Annotated in this window: 16 protein-coding genes; 1 reads left to right on the top strand and 15 read right to left on the bottom strand. The window is 59.8% G+C overall.

What is annotated here, in order from left to right; all coding sequences use genetic code 11:
• Positions 1–626: 626 nt before the first annotated feature.
• The 12 genes from EOD15_RS00175 to EOD15_RS00120 form a co-directional block, all read right to left on the bottom strand.
• Positions 627–2,450, bottom strand: a complete 1,824-nt coding sequence (locus tag EOD15_RS00175) for an EAL domain-containing protein (protein WP_245463523.1) — start codon at positions 2,448–2,450, stop codon at positions 627–629.
• A 254-nt stretch (positions 2,451–2,704) separates the two neighbouring features.
• The gene (gene ubiM, locus EOD15_RS00170) at positions 2,705–3,886 is read right to left on the bottom strand and encodes a 5-demethoxyubiquinol-8 5-hydroxylase UbiM (RefSeq protein WP_185928959.1); all 1,182 of its coding nucleotides are present in this window, start codon (positions 3,884–3,886) and stop codon (positions 2,705–2,707) included.
• Positions 3,887–4,166: 280 nt separating this feature from the next.
• Positions 4,167–4,778 (bottom strand): hypothetical protein, encoded by a 612-nt coding sequence (locus tag EOD15_RS00165; RefSeq protein WP_127317709.1) that lies wholly within the window; start codon positions 4,776–4,778, stop codon positions 4,167–4,169.
• Between the two features lie 707 nt (positions 4,779–5,485).
• Positions 5,486–5,641: a cbb3-type cytochrome oxidase assembly protein CcoS gene (gene ccoS, locus EOD15_RS00160; RefSeq protein WP_081714250.1), complete on the bottom strand. Its 156-nt coding sequence runs from the start codon at positions 5,639–5,641 to the stop codon at positions 5,486–5,488.
• Between the two features lie 5 nt (positions 5,642–5,646).
• Positions 5,647–7,920, bottom strand: coding sequence for a cation-translocating P-type ATPase (locus EOD15_RS00155; protein ID WP_126059322.1), 2,274 nt, complete (start codon positions 7,918–7,920; stop codon positions 5,647–5,649).
• Positions 7,917–8,414: a FixH family protein gene (locus tag EOD15_RS00150; RefSeq protein ID WP_126057792.1), complete on the bottom strand. Its 498-nt coding sequence runs from the start codon at positions 8,412–8,414 to the stop codon at positions 7,917–7,919. Before EOD15_RS00150 ends, EOD15_RS00155 begins: the two co-directional genes overlap by 4 nt.
• Positions 8,411–9,970 carry a cytochrome c oxidase accessory protein CcoG gene (gene ccoG / locus EOD15_RS00145; protein WP_127317707.1) on the bottom strand — a complete coding sequence of 520 codons (1,560 nt, stop codon included), beginning with the start codon at positions 9,968–9,970 and terminating at the stop codon, positions 8,411–8,413. The genes EOD15_RS00150 and ccoG overlap by 4 nt, the downstream gene beginning before the upstream one ends.
• 166 nt (positions 9,971–10,136) lie before the next feature.
• Entirely contained in the window at positions 10,137–11,000 is an 864-nt protein-coding gene (ccoP, locus tag EOD15_RS00140; protein WP_126057790.1) for a cytochrome-c oxidase, cbb3-type subunit III, read from the bottom strand.
• Between the two features lie 2 nt (positions 11,001–11,002).
• Positions 11,003–11,152, bottom strand: coding sequence for a cbb3-type cytochrome c oxidase subunit 3 (locus EOD15_RS00135; protein WP_024502864.1), 150 nt, complete (start codon positions 11,150–11,152; stop codon positions 11,003–11,005).
• 11 nt (positions 11,153–11,163) lie between these two features.
• Positions 11,164–11,895, bottom strand: a complete 732-nt coding sequence (gene ccoO / locus EOD15_RS00130) for a cytochrome-c oxidase, cbb3-type subunit II (protein WP_126057789.1) — start codon at positions 11,893–11,895, stop codon at positions 11,164–11,166.
• The gene (ccoN, locus tag EOD15_RS00125) at positions 11,895–13,514 is read right to left on the bottom strand and encodes a cytochrome-c oxidase, cbb3-type subunit I (RefSeq protein ID WP_126057788.1); all 1,620 of its coding nucleotides are present in this window, start codon (positions 13,512–13,514) and stop codon (positions 11,895–11,897) included. The genes ccoO and ccoN overlap by 1 nt, the downstream gene beginning before the upstream one ends.
• Before the next feature lie 496 nt (positions 13,515–14,010).
• Positions 14,011–14,754 carry a Crp/Fnr family transcriptional regulator gene (locus EOD15_RS00120; protein ID WP_126057787.1) on the bottom strand — a complete coding sequence of 248 codons (744 nt, stop codon included), beginning with the start codon at positions 14,752–14,754 and terminating at the stop codon, positions 14,011–14,013.
• Between the two features lie 152 nt (positions 14,755–14,906).
• Between EOD15_RS00120 and hemN the strand changes: the two genes are divergently transcribed.
• On the top strand, positions 14,907–16,256 hold the full coding sequence (hemN, locus tag EOD15_RS00115) for an oxygen-independent coproporphyrinogen III oxidase (RefSeq protein ID WP_126059321.1): 1,350 nt from the start codon (positions 14,907–14,909) through the stop codon (positions 16,254–16,256).
• A gap of 235 nt (positions 16,257–16,491) precedes the next feature.
• On the opposite strand, the gene EOD15_RS00110 is transcribed toward hemN, so the two are convergent.
• From EOD15_RS00110 to trbG, 3 genes are read right to left on the bottom strand one after another with little or no spacing between them, the layout of a single operon-like run.
• Positions 16,492–16,734, bottom strand: a complete 243-nt coding sequence (locus EOD15_RS00110) for a DUF2274 domain-containing protein (protein ID WP_126057786.1) — start codon at positions 16,732–16,734, stop codon at positions 16,492–16,494.
• 12 nt (positions 16,735–16,746) lie between these two features.
• Positions 16,747–17,961 carry a TrbI/VirB10 family protein gene (locus EOD15_RS00105; protein ID WP_126057785.1) on the bottom strand — a complete coding sequence of 405 codons (1,215 nt, stop codon included), beginning with the start codon at positions 17,959–17,961 and terminating at the stop codon, positions 16,747–16,749.
• Positions 17,958–18,983, bottom strand: coding sequence for a P-type conjugative transfer protein TrbG (trbG, locus tag EOD15_RS00100; RefSeq protein WP_127232321.1), 1,026 nt, complete (start codon positions 18,981–18,983; stop codon positions 17,958–17,960). The genes EOD15_RS00105 and trbG overlap by 4 nt, the downstream gene beginning before the upstream one ends.

Genomic DNA, 18,983 nt, shown 5'->3' with positions numbered 1-18,983 from the left:
TTGGCACGACCTTAGCACCCGATCGGGCCTCAGCTGGTCGTCGTTGCGCAGCCGATCGGGTGCGATTTTTATAAAGCTCTCTTGGCTTTAGCTTTGAGAGCCCGTCATCGAGACAAATGCAAGGGAACGGTCCCGCCCCCTGGGGACATTCGACATGCCGTGGCAGCTTCCTATGGTGAGCCAGCGCATTCCGATACACGTTTTCCGCGCTCTACCGTTGCTCCAGCACCTGTGCTGAGGCTGAGCGCTTGATCAGGACCCGACCGCTGCTGTTGCGGGATGGTGACTGGGTTGAGGTCGCGAAAACCTTGACCGCGGGTACGTTGTTCATCCGGATGAGCGCTGAGCCGAGAAGCAGCCAAGAACGCTTCCCGTAATCGAATCCTACGGGAACCGCGAAACCAGCGTCCAAGGGACGCAATTCTCCGACGTCGTTCACTCAAGCTCATCTCGCAACTTGAACGCTTGCATGAAGCCGCTGCATGTGCGCCGGTGGACCGGATTGCTGCTATCCAAACCACGTGCTCAGTTTCGCCCCCGTAATAACTCTACCGTCCGAAACGGCTTTCGCGCGTCAGGTCCACCCCACATGAAAGTTCCGCGAGCAGCACGGACGGAGAGGCCGGTCACAACTCCTTCGCGTGCTCTTTTACTACCGAATCAAGTGCCAAATGGAGAGGCACTGCCTTAGAGAACAGGAAGCCCTGCGCGGTTCTGCAGCCAAGCTTGTACAGAGTTTGCCGATCTGCCTCTGTTTCAACGCCCTCGGCCATGACCTCGATCCCGAGCGTCCTACCAAGATCAATCACCGCTTTGACAAGCAGCCGATTCTCCCGGGACTTGGCTAAGCCGCGAATGAAGCCCTGATCTATTTTCACTTTCCTGATCCGACTGTCCTTGAGCGATGCCAACGTCGAAAAACCGGTGCCGAAGTCCTCGAGCGCGATAGAAATGCCAGCATGTGAAAGCTGGCCGAGCTTTTCATCCACTCTGTCCGGATCCACTGGGGCTTCTTCGGTAATCTCGATGTCGAACATCGTTGCAGGGAGGTCTTTTGCCGCCAGACCATTAAGAATCATCTCGTCAATATCGCCAGCTTCCAACTCGCGCGGTGAAACATTCATCGCCACACGAACATCACGACGGTCAGCTTTGACCAAGCCCTCGATAAGAGCGCAACAGTCGGCGAATACCGTTTGAGTTAGCAGCTGAAGCATTCCAGTTTCGCGTGCCGCTGTCATGATCTCGGGCGGAGAAATGGGACCGTGAAGCGGGTGAGACCATCTTAGCAAGGCTTCAAAACCGACGACGGCTTCAGTTTCGAGTCTTACGATTGGCTGAAACCAAGCGACCAAGCTTCTCATCGTTATCGCCGAATGAAGATCGCGTTCGATTGACTGGCGGCGTTGCAGTTCCCGGGCTAGCTCGGCACCGAACAGACAAAATTCATTCCTGCCGCGGCGCTTAGCTGTGTAAAGGGCGATGTCGGCCCGCAACAACATTTCCGTCAGTCCGGGGTTTTCAGCCAAGTAGATTCCTATAGACGCTCCAATGCGGACGGATGCGATCCCAGGATAGGGGCGAGCAAGCTTGGCTATGAGATTGGACGCGAGATTGGTGGGAGAAGGAGAATTCTTTCGCGAAGAAAAAACCAGCACGAATTCATCCCCACCGATGCGGGCGAGCGTTGAGCCCTCCGGTGCTTCTTCCTCTATTCGGCGGGCGATCCTGGCAAGCAGCTCGTCACCCGTTCTGTGACCGTAGGTACCGTTGACAGATTTGAACCCGTCCAGATCAATCAGCATGGCCACAAAGGGTCCATCGGTGTTCTCAAACTGATCGATTGCATGTTCGAGGCCCCGCCTGTTGAGGAGCGCGGTAAGATGGTCCTCCCTGGAATTGCGCTCCATTTCCGCGGCAAGCCGCTCGGCTTGATGTCTCAGGCGGCTCGCGTCACGGAAGCGCGCTTGTCCAACGAACGAGGATCGAACCAGGCCGCCCTCGAAAAGCAGGACGGCAAAAGCCCGAATGTAGTTTTCCGGGGCTCCCTTCGTCAGCAAACATGCGGCGGCAATGAGGAGTGGCGGTGTGATGAAGCATATCGCTGCCGCAGCATATGAGCTGCCGTACGTGACCGCGCCAGCTGAAATGCCCGCCAGAATTATTAGATGCAGCGATGCTTGAGACGTCGTGTATCCAGCCGTTAGGATGGCAAGGAATGACCAGGTGAATCCCGCCAGAAGAGCAAGCCTGCCAAACCAGCGAAGCCGCAGCCAAACCCGTGTCAGATCATCCTGGACTCCGGGTTCCTTCAGCTGATGACGGGCGAGTGCAAGGCGGGCGGCATTTATCGCATTAACGACCGAAAACCAGGCCGCGCCAGCAAGACCGTTCCCGGAAAGGGCCTGCACGGTCAAAATCAGCCCGGACAGCACAATGCTTATCGGCATTGAGACGAAAAGGCCTGCCCTCAGATCAGCGAGCTGGTCCTGAAGGATTCTCGCCTCCAGCGGATCTTCTTTTCCAAGGCTGGACGGGTCAGCTTGCTTACTCCTGCTTGTCCGCAGCCTATGCAGCCCCCCTGAAGGACGGGTTAATTCTTCAATCGGAGATCAGCGTCGGGGAGCAGGATTACTCCGGTGCATCATGCACTCTCTCCCATCGCTCGCCCAGCACGCGCAAAAATGCGACTGCTGGTGCAGTATCACCGCTGGAGCTCCGCCGATATCCCATGCCGGACAAGGGGAACATGTTGGGCAAAGCGAAGCCCCAGATGCCTTGCAAGCCGTGCCGCCAGGTGGTCTCTGGAGTAGAGTCCAATCAATATGTTCGTTGCATGGTAGAGCGGCGCCGCCGACAGGCGCAGCCGCCTTTCGTATATATGCAGCATGTCGGGGTCGCCAACATTGCGGCCGTCGCGGCACGCAGTCATGATTCCACGGGCGAGTTGCTTCTGGCTGCTGAGACCGATGTTGAATCCGTGAGCGGTCACCGGGTGCATGCCGATGGCAGCGTCGCCGATGAGTGCGGCGCTCGGCGCCCGGAATTTGTGCGCCCAGGTCGTGACCAGCGGATAGGTGTGGCGCTTGCTTGCCAAGGTCATTTTTCCAAGGCGCCCTCGACACCGTTTCGTCAACTCCGACAGGAACAAATCATCATCGAAGGCAAGCAGTCTATAGGCCTCGTTTGAGCGCAATGTGAGCAGCAGCGACGACATGCCCTCCGCGAGGGGCAACATCGCTATCGTCTGATGGTGATCGAACCATTCGATGGCGATCTGGTGGTGGGCGCGCTCGTGCCTCACTCGGCAAATCAGCATCGAGTGGCCAAGCCGGTTGATATCGGCGCCGATGCCTAGCAGATCACGCGTGGCGGACAAACGCGAATCCGCGGCAACAACCAGCCGAGCAGTTAAACGCGCGCCATTAGAGAGCGTTACGACTGCTCCTTCTTGGCTGTTTGTTGCATCGACGACCGAGTGGCCGCACAACAGCCGGGCGCGATCCTGCAAGCGGACGATTTTGAACAGCGCCTCGCGGATCCGGCAATTTGGAACCAAAACCCCCAGCGGTTCTCCAGAGTTGCTGGGAGGATCGAAACGAAGAGCGAATGCGCTCGAGCCGTTGAGCACGCGCGCGCCTTGAAGTGCTGATTTGTCCGAAGCCGGGATGACATCCCAGGCGCCGAGCTCGCGAAGGGTTCTGATCGAAGCGTTGGTCAGCGCGATTTCGCGACCATCGAAAGCCGGATTCGCCAGACTATCGAATGTGTTCTGTTCAACAACTGCCACCTTGAGTTCGCTTTGGGCAAGCGACGCAGCGAACGAAAGGCCGACCGGGCCGGCTCCAACGACAACGATGTCAAAATTATCGTCAGAGCCCATCAGCGTGCCGCCATCCGGTCGCCTATCCTCGTGTAACGGTGGAACTGAGCCGAGTGACATGAGCTCCGTGGCCGCCGCATTGCCTAAAGGCGCTGGGCCGGGAGATTCGCATCGATCGGCAACGAAGCACTCAAAGCGCTCAGAGGTGGATGCGGCTAACCGATCCCGCCCTTTGGCCGCGCAGCCGCGCAGATCGCCGCCAGCAAGCGAGACACTCGCGACGCTGGTCAGCCACGGCCGCGCCGCATCGATCGCCACATTCCACCTGGAACCCTTGCGCATACTACTCACGCTCCACGACGTCGAAGCGGGCTCTCTTGCGAGGGTATCGAACGTAGCGCTCTCTCTCGTCATCCCAGCCAAGGTAGCGGAAACTTTTATCCACGACCGCGCATATCTCATCAAGAACCTGCTGCATGGCTTCGATGTCGATGTCCTTGCAATTTAGTCGCCGATAGAGCAAAGCCCACGCGGCGACATAGTCGTCGAAATAGCGCGCGTCACTCGAACCAATGATCAACTTCGGACGGTTGATCGATCTCGAAAACGCACGTCCCAACCCCGATGATGCTCCGCAGCACGTTGACATCACGAGGATCTTCGGCGCTGGATGCGAGCCCTGGAACATTTCTACGAAGTCAGCCCAAAGAAGGCCACTTCGCCCACTGGACGAAGCGATCCCGTCACCATTGCCGTGCCCGGCGATGTGAAGCACGTCGCACTCCGCCTCCATCGCTCGTACTACAGCCTCACCAAATTTCGTTCGGTTCAACGCCATGTGGAGCTCCGCGCGGATGTTGACAGCCTTTAACAAGTGCTGCACGATCGGTCCCTCTTGCCTGTCGGCGAAGTAGTCATTTGCATTGTGGCAGTCGATGATGTGTACGGTGTTCATGGTACTCCAGCCGCTTGTTCGTTCATCGTCGTGACGAGCGGACACCACGCGCGCGGAACCGCGTGACGTGCGCTGGGTTCCGGTACCGTCGCATAGCCTCAAGGCGCGGGCCGGGAATCGGGATGGATCGGCAACGACGCACACAACCCATCAAAGGCGAAAGCTGTTGATCGGCCCCCGTGTCCGCGCAGCCACGCGGATGGTCAGCCAGCAAGCGAGATACACACGACGCCGGTCAGCTAATGGCTGCGCCGTAAGCACAAGGCATGGCCGACCACACGACAGAAAACCCAGAACCGTGAAGGTGCTGATAATGACGACCAATCTTTCCGTAAGTCATGCATTTCTCCGTCGAAGACTGGTCAATAGAACACACCGATGAGTATGACCCTGATCTGGATCAGCCAGACATGACCAATCGGCACTGGCGGTTTACGGTCAGGTGATCGACCGTGACGTTCCACTTTGGAACCCGTGCGCACATGGCCAAGCTCTCGTCCGGCCACGCGAGGTACTCTCGTGGCATCAGCCGCCTCATACTGGGTGCAATGGGAGGCAGTCCTTCGCACGACAGAGGCTTTTCACAAATGTAGTGTGCAGCTTAGGTCAAGATGGTCATGGAGCATGGAGCATGGACAGCTTGTTCCCGACCGAGCCGGCTCGACTGACGAGCGCGATCCGCGCATCTTATGCACAGCGGATTGAAATCAGCGTTCCGGTTTGTCGTCCCGATCAATTAGTATCCGCTCGGCGGCTCCGTCGAGATCTTCGTATTGACCGCTTCGCAATGCCCAGACGAAGCCGGACACACCCAGTGCACCCAGAAAAAGGGCCACTGGTATGAGATAGAGCAACGTCGTCACGAGGATTATGCCGAATAGCTGACTGCGGAGCGTCCGACTTTTTGAATAACTTGCAGCGTCGCATTCGCCCCGAAGCCGTGCAAGCGCAATGCGTTTCCAATAACAAGCACCGATGAGGCAGACATGGCAATCGCCGCTAACAAAGGCGTGGCGTGCCCGAGGATGGCGATTGGTACTGCCACCGCATTGTAGACGATCGCAATCGCGATGTTCTGGCGGATCAGGTGTCCCGCCTTGCGCGAGACGTCCAGCGCGAGAGGCACTGCCAGAAGGCTTTCGCGCAGGAATACGAAGTCGGCGGCATTGCGGCCAATGTCGGCGGCGGTAGCTGGAGCGATCGAGACATGCGCCGCGCTGAGCGCCGGCGTGTCGTTGAGGCCGTCGCCAACCATCAGAACCTTGTGTCCGTCTTTCGCCAGGGTCTCGATGCGCTCGACCTTGCCGGATGGCAGCAGGCACGGAACGAAGTCCTTGACACCCAGCATTTCTGCGACTTCACCGCAGGCACCCGCAGTATCGCCCGACAGCATTTCCACTGACACCCCGGCATGGCTCAATTGCCCGATCGCCGCCTTGGCGTCTGCGCGCAGCGCGTCCTCAAAATCGAAGGTCGCGACAATGAACCCGTCTTTTGTCAGCACGGTTCCGCCATGTTTGCCTTCACCACCGGTCCGGGCTCTCCATCCAGCCCATCCGCGTCGGCCTAGCCGCCAGGTGCTTCCGGCTCCAGTGGCTTCGATTCCAAACCCTGGATGCTCGGTGACGGCATCAAATTTGTACTGCCCGCCGGGATGGGCAAAACCGGCTATGGCCTTTGAAAAAGGATGGCGGGAATGCGTAGCCATGTCTCCCGCGACTGCCAGCATGGCCGGATCGATCGACGATGCATTGACCAGCCGGGGCTGGCCGAGCGTGAGCGTTCCGGTCTTGTCGAACACCGCTGTATCAATCGTCGCCAGGCGCTCCATGGCAGAACCGTCCTTTACCATGATGCCGTTCTCAAACAGGCGCCGCGCGGCGACCACCTGAACGATCGGTACGGCGAGGCCGAGCGCGCACGGGCAGGTGATGATCAGAACGGCAATGGCGATGGTTATCGCCCGGTGCCAGTCGCCGGTCACCGCCATCCAGCCAAGGAACGTCGCGAAGGCTGTGAGATGAACCACCGGGGCATAGAGCGCTGAAACGCGATCGGCGATCCGGCGATAATGCGCGCGGCCGCCCTCTGCGGCTTCCATAAGACGAACCATTTCCGCCAGAAACGAATCCTTCGCGGCGGCTGTCGCCTCAATCGTCAGCGGGCCGGTAAGATTGAGCACGCCGGCCTGAACTGCTTCGCCCGGCGCCACGTTTTTCGGCGTGCTTTCGCCTGAGGCCAGCGAGCAGTCGAGATCCGACGTTCCCTGGATGATCTTGCCGTCGACGGGGATCCTCTCACCGGCTGCGATCAACAACCGCATGCCTGGTTCGATCTCGCCGACCGGCAAATAGTCGCGCGCGCCGTCGCTGCGCAGCACCATGGCGCCATGTGCGGCCAACTGGGACAGGCCTTTCACAGCGGTCCGGGCACGTTCGCGCATCACGTGATCCAACGTGCGGCCGATCAACAGGAAGAACAGCAGCGATACCGACGCGTCAAAATAGGCGTGATCGCCATGGTTGATCGTCTCGTAGAGGCTCATGGCGTAGGCGAGCGAAACACCGACCGCGATCGGCACGTCCATATTCATGCGGCCATGGCGCAAAGCATTCCAGGCCGAACGGAAGAAGATGCCGCCGGCGAAGGCGAGGGCAGGAATGGCGATCAGCGCCGAGACCCAGTGAAACAGGTCGCGGGTAGCACCTTCGGCGCCGGACCAGACCGAGACCGAAAGCAGCATGATGTTGCCCGCCGCAAAGCCGGCAACCGCGACCGCGCGGATCAAATCCGATAACGTCCTGTCCTTGTCGCCGACCTCGGAAGGGAAGAGATGCGCCTGGTAGCCTAGCCGCCCAAGCGCGACGACGAACGGTGGGACCTCGTCACCACGCCACCGGACAGAGACCCGTTTCGTCGACAGGTTGACGCGGGCGCTCTCGACGCGATCGAGCTTTCCCAGCGCCGTCTCGATCGTCTGGATGCAGCCTGCGCAATGAACCGTCGGTACTGAAAGATCGGTCTGGTGAAGATCATCGCCAAGCGATCGGCTCGCCAGCCTGATCTCCTGGCTGGACGGCAGGACCGATCCGGTGTTGACCAGATCAAGCGCCATTTCGGCGCCCGGTGCACAACAACTCATTGCAGCGCTCCATTGGAAATCATGATCCGGCGGACGTCGCGATACGGTTTGTCCAGACCGGCGTCGGCGTCGACTTCGACAATCCAGACGCCGTCCTTCGGCATGTGCTGGGCTGCGAATTCCTGGCCCGAGGCGGGTGCGAGGGTGACCGACTTGTCCTCCTTCTCGTACGCGGGATGGCGAAACAGCACCTTGACGCCGTGCAAGGGAACCGGCTTGCCGGCGACGTCGGCGAGGCCATAGCGAACTTCGCCCCATGCGATGGTCAGCTTGCCGGTCCAGCCAAGTGCTGCCTGCGCCCGTCCTTCCTCGGCCTTCTTGTTGAATTGCTGGCTCGCCACATAGGTGTTTTCGACGACGAGGCCAGTCCAGCTTGTGCTGGCGAGCGTTGCCATGGTCAGATTGACTGCGATGACCACGCCGAAAAAGGCCAGGATGATGACCAGCATGTGCCTGCCGGTGAATTCACGAGGCTTTTGTACATTGGCAGTCATCTGAGGGGCTCCGGCGCGTTGAAGGTGGCGGTGTACTCGTTCGACTCAAAGCTGGCTCTGTCCTCGACGCGGAACTTGAAGGTCTGTGCCGGAGCGCGGATCTGGTCCGCCGGCTGGCGAACGAAGACCCTCAGCATTTTCAGGCGGTCGGGTTCGACCGGAATGGCGAAGGAACGGCCTGCGGGGATGTCGTCGCCGACGACGACCATGTCAGCGCCTTCAAGGCCCTGCATGGTTACGACGATCGTCCTCGGCTCGGGGATCATGTTGAGCAGCTTGACGGTATAGCCATTGCGGATGGATCCGTCGGTCAGCGTGACGAACTGGGGATTGCGATCATGCAATACGTTCAGTTCGAGCCGATCGCGCGTCAGCAGCGAATAGAGCAGGCCGAGGCCGATCAGCGACCACAAGCCCATGTAGACGTAGGTGCGCGGCCGAAAGATCTTGCGGATGTGAAAATGCGCCACCTTGTCGGAGAACAGGCCATCAGCGGTCCTGATCAGCGATGGATTGACTGAGCTGGACCCGCCTGCAGTCGCCAGCATCATGTTGGCGTTGTAGTCGGAGAGCGTCGCATAGGCGATCAGCCCACGCTCCTTGCCGAGCTTGTCCATGACGCCGTCACAGGCGTCGATGCAGAGCGCGCAAGTGATGCATTCGAGCTGCTGGCCGTCGCGAATGTCTATCCCCATCGGGCAGACCGCGACACAGGCATTGCAGTCGACGCAGTCGCCCACGGGCTGGCCTGCGGCCAGCACCTTCTTGGCGTGGCGCGAACGCGGTTCGCCGCGCCAGTCATTGTAGGTGACAGTGAGGGAATTTTCATCGAGCATGGCCGCCTGGATGCGGGGCCACGGGCACATATAGGTGCAGACCTGTTCGCGCATCAGACCGCCGAACGTGTAGGTGGTAGCCGTCAGGACGGCGACAGTGATGTAGGCGACGGGCGCCGCAGTGCCGATGAAGAGCTCGCCGAGCAGCGTCGGTGCATCGGCAAAGTAGAAGATCCAGGCGCCGCCAGTCGCCGCCCCTATGACCAGCCAGATGGTGTGCTTGGACACACGCAGCATGAGCTTGCGCGCGGTCCAGGGACCTGCGTCAAGTTTCATGCGGGCGTTGCGGTCCCCCTCGATCGCACGTTCGACGACGAGGAACAGATCGACCCACACCGTCTGAGGGCATGCATAGCCGCACCAGGCACGGCCGACAGTCGAGGTGATCAGGAAAAGACCGACGCCCGCCATGACCAGGAGGCCGGCCACATAGAAGAATTCCTGGGGCCATATCTCGATGAAGAAGAAGTAGAAGCGCCGGTTCGCGAGATCGAGCAGGACTGCCTGGTCCGGGGCAAATGGACCGCGAGCCCAAGGCAGCCACGCAGCCAGGTAGTAGATGCCAAGTGTGATCGTCATCACCAGCCATTTGAAGCGACGAAAGTTGCCCGAGGCGCGCTTCGGAAAGATCTTTTGACGCGCGGCATAAAGCGGCTTGCGGGTTTTGGCGGAATTGACAGTTTCTGTTTCGAGCCGTGTCAACTGCGTCTTATCACGCATGTGCAACTCCACTTTCCCAGCCAATGTCAGGGGCACCTGTCGTAAAGCCTCGCGGTAGGATAGCCTTGCCGGGTTGTGCAGATCGCATTAGGGATGGTGTCGAGGCCCGGCTCACGCCGGGCCTCGTCCGCTTGGCAGGGGGGACCGAAGAATAGGACTTCCATTCCTATTCTCCGCCGCCAAGCGAATGGACATAAACTGCAAGTTCCTTGACCTTGATCTCGCCGAGACGGCCAACCCAGGCCGGCATGACGCCCTGTTTTGGCGCACGGACCTGTGCGGCGATGGCTGTCTCACCGGATCCATAGAGCCAGATCGCATCGGTCAGGTCGGGGGCGCCGAATTCCCTGTTGCCTTTTGCATTGTCGCCGTGACAGGCGACGCAGTTCTCGGCAAAGACCTTGGCGCCGGGTTGGATCAGACTTGCATCGCGGACCTTGCCGGAAAGGCTGGCCACGTAGGCGCTGACTTGTGCGATCTGGTCGGCGGTAATGATGTCGCCGAAGGCCGGCATTTCCGACAGGCGCGTGTCCGGATCGGATGCGAAGCGGATGCCGTGCGTAATCGTCTGCTGGATCTGCTCGGCCTTGCCGCCCCATAGCCAGTCGTCGTCGTTGAGATTGGGAAAGCCCTTGGAACCTTGGGCGCCGGAGCCGTGACATTGTACGCAATTGACCTTGAAAGCGGCGCCACCGGCGGCGATTGCGAATTCGCGCAGGCCGTCGTCCGCGGAGATCTCCGAGACGCTCTTGGACTCCACCGCCGAGATATATTTGCCCTTGGCGGCCTCAGCCGCAGTCAGCTCGTTCCTGACCTCGTTGCGGCTGGAATAGCCGAGCACACCCTTCGTCGCCGAGTGCAACAGAGGCCATGCTGGATAGGCGATGGTGTAGCCTATCGCCCAGACAATGGTGACGTAAAAGGTGATAACCCACCATCTGGGAAGCGGGTTGTTCAGCTCCCGGATGCCATCCCATTCGTGGCCGGTGGTCGAGACGCCAGAGATTTCATCGATATGCTCGTCGCTCATGATCACTCGTCCTCGAGCGGAATGCGGGCCGCTTCGTCGGCCAGCCTTCGGCTGCCGGGGCGTAGGGCAAAGGCGATGCACCCCACGAAGAACAGCGCCATCGCAACCAGGCCCCAGCTGTCGGCAAACGCCCGCATCAAATTGTAGGTCATCAGCGTTCTCCTCAGCGGTAGCCGGCGGCTTCGTCGTAATTTTTGAAGTCGACCAGTGTGCCAAGCATCTGCAGGTAGGCGAGCAGGGCATCCATTTCGGTGACCTGTTGCGGGTTGCCGTCGAAGTCGCCGATCTTGGCTTTTGGGTAACGCGCCTCAAGGCCTGATGTGTCGGCATTGGGATCGGCCTGCGCCGCCAGATCCGCATTGGCGTGGACGATCATGTCATCGGTGTAAGGGACGGCTACAAGCCTGTTGGCGACCAGATGCGTTGAGAAATCCTTCACGTCGATCGGCGTGTCTTTCAGGAACCCATAGCTCGGCATGATCGATTCCGGCACCACCGAGCGCGGGTCGGTAAGATGCGCGACATGCCATGCATTCGAGTAGCGGTCGCCAACTCTGGCGAGATCCGGCCCGGTGCGCTTCGATCCCCACTGGAAGGGGTGATCGTACATGGACTCGGCAGCTAGGCTGTAGTGGCCATAGCGCTCAACTTCGTCGCGGAACGGCCTGATCATCTGGCTATGACAGAGGTAGCAGCCCTCGCGCATATAGATGTTGCGCCCGACAAGTTCGAGCGGCGAATAGGGGCGCATGCCTTCCACCTTCTCGATCGTATTGTCGAGATAGAAGAGAGGCGCGATCTCGACGATGCCGCCGACCGTCACCACGAGCAGCGAGCCAACGAGAAGAAGCGTGGCGTTCTTCTCGATGATTGCGTGTTTGTCCATCAAGCCCATTACCTGGCTCCTGATCGCGCAGGTCGGATGGCGACGGGGCTCGGCATCGGCTCCTCCTCGCGCTGGTGGCCGAGGATGGTCCTGGTGATGTTCCAGGCCATGATCAGCGCGCCGGAGAGGTACATGGCCCCACCGATGGCGCGCATGACATAGTAGGGGTGCATGGCGGCGACGGTCTCGGCGAAGGAGTAGACCAGGAAGCCCTGCTCGTCGTATTCGCGCCACATCAGGCCCTGCATGACGCCGGATACCCACATCACCGCGGCGTAGACAACGATACCAAGTGTCGCCAGCCAGAAATGCCAGGTGACCAGCCGCAACGAGTAGAGCCGTTGCCGGTTCCAGAGCTTCGGCACCATGTAGTAGATTGCGCCGAACGAGATCATGCCAACCCAGCCGAGCGCGCCCGAATGGACGTGGCCGATGGTCCAGTCGGTATAATGCGACAGCGAATTGACCGCCCGGATCGCCATGATGGGGCCTTCGAAGGTCGACATGCCATAGAAGGCGACGGCCATCACCATCATGCGTATGATCGGATCGGTGCGCAGCTTGTCCCAGGCGCCGGAGAGCGTCATCAGGCCGTTGATCATGCCGCCCCAGGACGGCATCCACAGCATGATCGAGAACACCATGCCGAGCGTCTGCGCCCAATCGGGCAAGGCGGTGTAGTGCAGGTGATGCGGCCCGGCCCAGATGTAGAGAAAGATGATCGCCCAGAAATGGACGATCGACAGCCGGTACGAATAGACTGGCCGGTTCGCCTGCTTGGGCACGAAATAATACATCATGCCGAGGAAGCCGGCGGTGAGAAAGAAGCCGACCGCGTTGTGGCCGTACCACCATTGCGTCAAGGCGTCCTGGACCCCTGAAAAGGCGGAGTAGCTCTTGGAGCCCAGGAACGAGACTGGTATGGACAGGTTGTTGACCACATGCAGCATCGCGATGGTGACGATGAACGACAGGTAGAACCAGTTGGCCACGTAGATATGCGGTTCCTTGCGCTTCAGGATCGTGCCAAGGAACAGAATGAGGTAGGCGACCCAGACGATGGTCAGCCAGACATCCACATACCATTCGGGTTCGGCGTACTCGCGGCCCTCGGTGATGCCGAGCAGGTAGCCGGTCGCGGCCATGACGATGAACAGCTGGTAGCCCCAGAAGACGAACCAGGCCAGATCACGGCCGAAGAGGCGGGCGCGGCAGGTGCGCTGCACGACATACAGAGACGTGCAAAGCAGCGCGTTGCCGCCGAAGGCGAAGACGACACCGGATGTGTGCAACGGCCGCAAACGACCGAAATTGAACCAGGGCTGGATGTTGAGATCGGGGTAGGCGAGCTGCAGCGCGATCACCACGCCGACCAGCATGCCGACGACACCCCAGAACACGGTGGCGATCGCGCCGTAGCGGATCGGACCATCCATGTAAGCGGATGGGTCAATCGGAGCTGCTGGCTTGAACTCCGTGTTGCGCAACAGGATCGCAGTGAAACCAGCCACTGCGAAGAACAACACCCACATGTGTCGGCGGAAAGGTTCATCCACGCCGAAGCCGGCGGCCACCAGGGCCGCAAAAGCGAACACGCTTAGAAGGACGATCTCTGTGCCGAATTTCATTGCAGATCCCGATCTCGAATCTGGTGGATGCCAAATCCGCAGCGCACTAATCGCGCAGCCGCCGCCCCCTCGCCCTGATCTATGTCAGGCCGCAAGATTTTGTGTCGGCGGCGCAATCAGCAGGTGGCGAATGAACGAGGAACGCAGCGCGGGCTCACCCCCCTCATGGAAGGCGTTCCCTGGGTTGGGCGGGCGCAGACGCGATCGCTGAGGCGAAAGCTGAGGCCCTGCGCGCGTTGGATGCTATTGCCGATGCCCTGCCAAACGTTGTTCGGATCCCATTGGAAACGAACGCGATCGTTCCGCCGAGCCGTGGCAGATTAAGGACCATGCTTCGCCGGTATGTGCCGAAACACACCTGGCGATTGGTCACGTTCCTATCAAAGCCCGAAAGCTGTTTGTCTCGACCGTGACGCCGCTTCGTCGAAGGCGCGGCAACATCGCATTAAAAGGCAAACACGGCCCGCCCCGGAGTCATGCGACATGGCCTCGCCGCTTAGGGCCGCTCGCGTCCGCCGCCACAGCGCTTCTCCAGACGGCTTATGCTGTCCACCGTCACATGGCGTGCGTTCTCAATCCGAATCACCCCGTCAGCCCGCAATCGCGTCAGTTGGCGGCTCACGGTCTCGTTGGTGATTCCAAGGAAATCAGACATTTCGACACGCGTCAGCGGCAGATCGAAGGACGCCGACCCGGAAGCCGCATCGAGACTGGAATCGATATTCCGGGCCATCATGAGGAGAAAAGTCGCCACCTTTTCCGGAGCTGTCTTGCGCCCCAGCGTCACCATCCACTCGCGCGCCTCATCGAGTTCATTCAGCGTCTGTTTGAGCAGGCGATGCTCGAATTCCCGTGACGCCTTCATCATCCGTTCGACGGCCGCTCGCGGAAACGAACACAGCGTGACTGCTGTTGCCGCTTCCGCATTGATCGAGCTTTCCACCTTGAAAGGACGTCCCAGAAAATCCGGTGCAAACTGGAGACCGACGATCTGCTGGCGCCCATCCGACAGGCTCTTTGATAGCTTTACAACGCCTGAAAGCACGTTGGAGTAGCTGTCGACGTTCTGTGCCTCGCCGGTCAACTCCATTCCTGACTCGATCCGGCGACGCGAGCAAGTCTTGGCGAGCCCAACCAAATTGTCTGGATCGAGCGCACCGCAGACACCGCGACGCCGTGCCTCGCAAGGGAAGCAAAGAACAGGAATGCCGGAACTATGAATGTCTTGCCGAAAGGTCATGCGTTCGCCTTACCCGATCCTAACTGCCGGCAGGATACCCATCCAGGGTAGAGAAATCCTGCGGCGGTTTGTCCATGAGCGCGGCTGATCGAGATCAGGGTCTGCTTCAGCGATGCGTGCAGTGTTCCGGCGGGCAACACGGTGAACGCGAGATGCAATCGGAAATAGCTGTCAAACTCAGCGAGAACGTCCCACGCTACACCAGCTATCCGACGGCGCCGCATTTCCATTCGGGGATCGATGCTGCCATTTACCGTGGCTGGTTGGAGACGCTGGAAAGCGGCGACGAAATCTCGCTGTACCTGCACATTCCTTACTGCGACAAGCTCTGCTGGTTCTGCGCCTGCCACACCAAGCAGACGCACCAATATGAGCCGGTGGCCGCTTATCTGCGCTCGCTGAATGCCGAAATCGTCACGATTGCCGGTCTGCTGAGCGGCAAGGCACATGTCCGTGCAATCCACTTCGGTGGCGGTTCGCCAACTATTCTGAGGCCCGATGATATGGTTGCTCTTGGAGCGGCCTTGCGGGACAGCTTCGACTTTCTCCCGGATGCTACGGTCAGCATCGAAATCGAAACCAACGACATGGACAAGGCGCGCCTTGATGCACTTGCTCAAATCGGCGTAACCCGGGCGAGCCTCGGCGTGCAGGATTTCGATCCGCAAGTGCAAAAAGCAATTAATCGTGAGCAGAGTTTTTTGCAGACCAAGGCAGTCGTCGACGGGGTTCGTTCGCGGGGCGTCGAATCGGTCAATCTGGACCTGCTCTACGGGCTCCCGAATCAGACACGCGAGACGATCTGTTCCACGGTGGCGCAGGCACTGACCTTGGAGCCAGACCGGATGGCCCTGTTCGGCTACGCACATGTGCCCTGGTTCAAGAAGCATCAGACGATGATCGACGAGGCATGGCTGCCGAGTCCCACTGAGCGTTTCGCCCAATCTCAACTCGCGGCGCGGGCAATTGTCGCCAAGGGATATGAGGCAATAGGACTCGATCATTTCGCGAAGCCCGACGATGCGCTGGCCATAGCGGCCCGCGCAGGAGTTTTGCATCGCAATTTTCAGGGCTACACTGAGGATCGCTGCCCGACACTGATCGGACTTGGCCCTTCGTCCATCGGTCGTTTTCGCCAAGGCTACGTGCAAAACATGGCTTCGACTGCCGGGTACGGGCGCATGGTTGCGGATGGCGGGTTGGCTGCCGTCCGCGGCGTTGCCCTTTCCGACGACGATCGCGTCCGTGGCTGGATCATCGAGCGGCTGATGTGTGATTTTGCCTTCTCGGCAGTCGATCTGGTGGAGCGGTTCGGCAAAGCCGGCGAGCAGCTCCTTCATCGCTCGAGGTCCATCGCACTCCACGATCCTGCCCGAGCGCTTGAATTCGATGGTGACAGTTTCCTCGTACGGACTGAAAGTCGCCCCTTCATTCGAACCATCGCGGCCAAGTTCGATACATATTTCAAAGGGGGAACGGCGAGGCACTCGGTGGCGGTCTGAGCAAAGCACAGTGCGCTCGCCGTTTGGTCGATCGGCGAACCAGCTGCGTTCGTTTTGACCGCTCATAGGCGACTACCGCATCAAATCGAAAATGCAAACTTAGGCTGTTGCGCGGTATCTCCTTCCACATCCTCTCTTGCGCATACCTACATTCCAAGGGGTTTGATCCTATGCTTCGCGAGGAGCAGGTAGGTCGCGACAGCTAGGCAATGTTCCAGCTGCCCTAGCGGAGGAGTCACGATTTTCCGGCAAGCTCCGTCGGCAGACGTTCTTTTCTGGCCCTGGCAAAGGCTCGGTCGCCTTCCAGAAACGCCGCCAGCATGAAAGGGATGAGTTCTGCCACGGTTTCAGACTGACCATAGGTCTGACGGTAAAGTGCAGCATACTCCTTGAGTGTTTGGCTCAGCTCCGCGCTGACGGTAATGGTGATCTTCGAAGCTGTTCGGTCCGGAAGTTTTCCAAGTTTCAGGTCAGCCATGATAACTCCTGCTCAACTGGCGTATGGCCGCAGCACGATGTCCTTGTGCACGATGACGCGCAGTGGCCAACCTGGGCGGACGACGATGGTGGGCTGGATATTGAGGTTTTTTTCGGTGATGCGCTGGCCGGCTCGACTGGCGTTCTGCTGGGCTGATTCCCGGATCGCCTTGACCAGATCGCTCTCGTTTTCGCCGAGGCTGAATTCTGTGCCGACACCGAGCAATGTGGCAAGCGCCACTCCCTTGATCATCTGCCAAGTGTGGAAATCGACTTTGTCTTCCAGCCCTGCGTAGCCGGCGGTGTCGCTCGCGGGCAGATTGTCGATTTCGGCCGACGAGCCGTCGGGCAGCAGAATGCGCTGCCAGACCAGCAGCGCTCGCTTTTGCCCGAACGCGACGACGCTGTCGTAGACGCCGATAAGACGTGAGCCCTGCGGAATCAGCAATATGTTGCCCGTGACCGTGTCGTGCACATTTTCGGTGACTTGCGCGACGACAAGGCCCGGCAAATCGGAATTGATGCCGGTGATCAGGCTGGCGGCAATCACGCTGCCAGCCATCAGTTGATATGGCGAGATCGGCGTCTGAAGCGCATGCGGATTGTAGATCCCGCCAGTGCTCCGCTGGCTGAGAAAATCAAGCTTTCGCTGCTGATTGTTCTGGTCGCCTTCCGCCGCCGCCACCGAGGCTGACGCGCGTCCTGCTTCGGATTGGGGAAGCGCCTCAAATGGATGCTGAGCAGTTTGCACGCTCTCTCCGACATCTGTCTGTTGAGCTCGATTTTCGACGCGGAAAAGCACCCGCGATTCACGCGCTTCGATCGCCTGCTGCGCTAGACGCTGCTCCTCGGCCGAGATGTCTTGGCCCGGCACGATGCCGAGCTGGCGCTGCCGCTCGAGGATGGGGCGGCCGAGGTCGCCCGGCAAAGGTAGCCCAAGGACGGGAGGCTTTGGCTTCATGCCGGAATAGTCATGGGGAAGCGTATCGAGTCCCTCGGCGGTTGGTTTGCGCTCAGTGTTGTAGAGATCTTCCGCCTGATCCCTGATGCGAAGGGCCGGCCCCTGGAGGGCGATCATGGTAACGCCGAAGACAGCGCCGGATCCGAGCGCTGCGATAGCGATGATCACACCGCGCCTGAACCGCACCACGCGGCGGGGAGAGGCCCGAAGCTGCAGTTCCTCGGGATCCAGTTTCGGCGGGATGCCAGAGCGGGAATTTTCGATCATGAGCCCTCACCTCGCCGGCTGCCGCGAAAGAGCGAGATCCGCCGTTGCGGTTGCCTGCCGTCAATCCTGCTGATGCGGATCACCTGCTGCCGCTTGGTGCCGAGGCGAAGTTCGGCCGCGGCGAAGAGCCGATCGACGATGTAATAGTTGCCGCGCACGCGATAGTTGACGAGCTCGCTGCTCCCATCTGCGCCGACGATGAAGAGTGGTGGCGCCTCGCCCTGATCTATGCGACGAGGGAACTCAATATAGACCTTGCTGCCGTCGTCGAAGGCTCGCGTCGGTCTCCAGGGCGGTGTGTCGCCACTGATTGAGTAGCGAAAGCGAAGGTTTTCGAGCGCGATGTTCGACGCGACCGGTGTAACTGCCTCGGCTTGAGCATTGCGCTGGCGAAGCGCGATGATCTGGTCTTGGCTGTAGGTCCAGGAGATTGCCGCCATTGCGGTCTTCTCGGTGCTTTGAAGCTGCAAATGATAGGTCCGCCGGTCCGTCGTAATGACGACATTGGTGGCAAGACCCGGCGCGAAGGGTTTTACCAGAACATGGGTGCGCTGATTGTCACCGGTGCCGCTTGCGGTATCGCCAATGACCCAGCGCACGGTGTCGCCAGCCGACACGGCGGTTAGTTTCTCGCCCGGCTGCAGAGCGATGTCGGTCACGCGCTCCGGCGCGGCATAGAGTTGATAAAGCGCGCCATCGGTGAAGGGGTAGACTTGCACTGCATTAACATACCCGTACTTGGTGGGTTGCTGGGTCGCGGCTTTGTTGGCATCAGCGACGCGTTCTTCAGGAGGGCGCTTGTCCTCGGCCTTGCCGGGCTCGGGCTGCATTTGGCCAGGCAGCGGCAGTGGTTTTGGCACCTCGACAATTCTAATCGGCCTCTCCGGCGCTTTTTCGATCGCGGCCGGTTTGAAGTCGGCAGCGTCATAGGAAATCTCAGGCGGCGGCACCTTCTTCGATGCACAAGCGGAAACGACCGCTGCCGACACCGATAGGATCAGCACGGCACGAATCGGTGACAT

Origin of the sequence: Mesorhizobium sp. M7A.T.Ca.US.000.02.2.1 (assembly GCF_003996995.1) — a bacterium.
Taxonomy (GTDB): domain Bacteria; phylum Pseudomonadota; class Alphaproteobacteria; order Rhizobiales; family Rhizobiaceae; genus Mesorhizobium.
The sequence above is the reverse complement of the archived record's forward strand: the minus strand, read 5'-3'. Positions and strand labels throughout refer to the sequence as shown.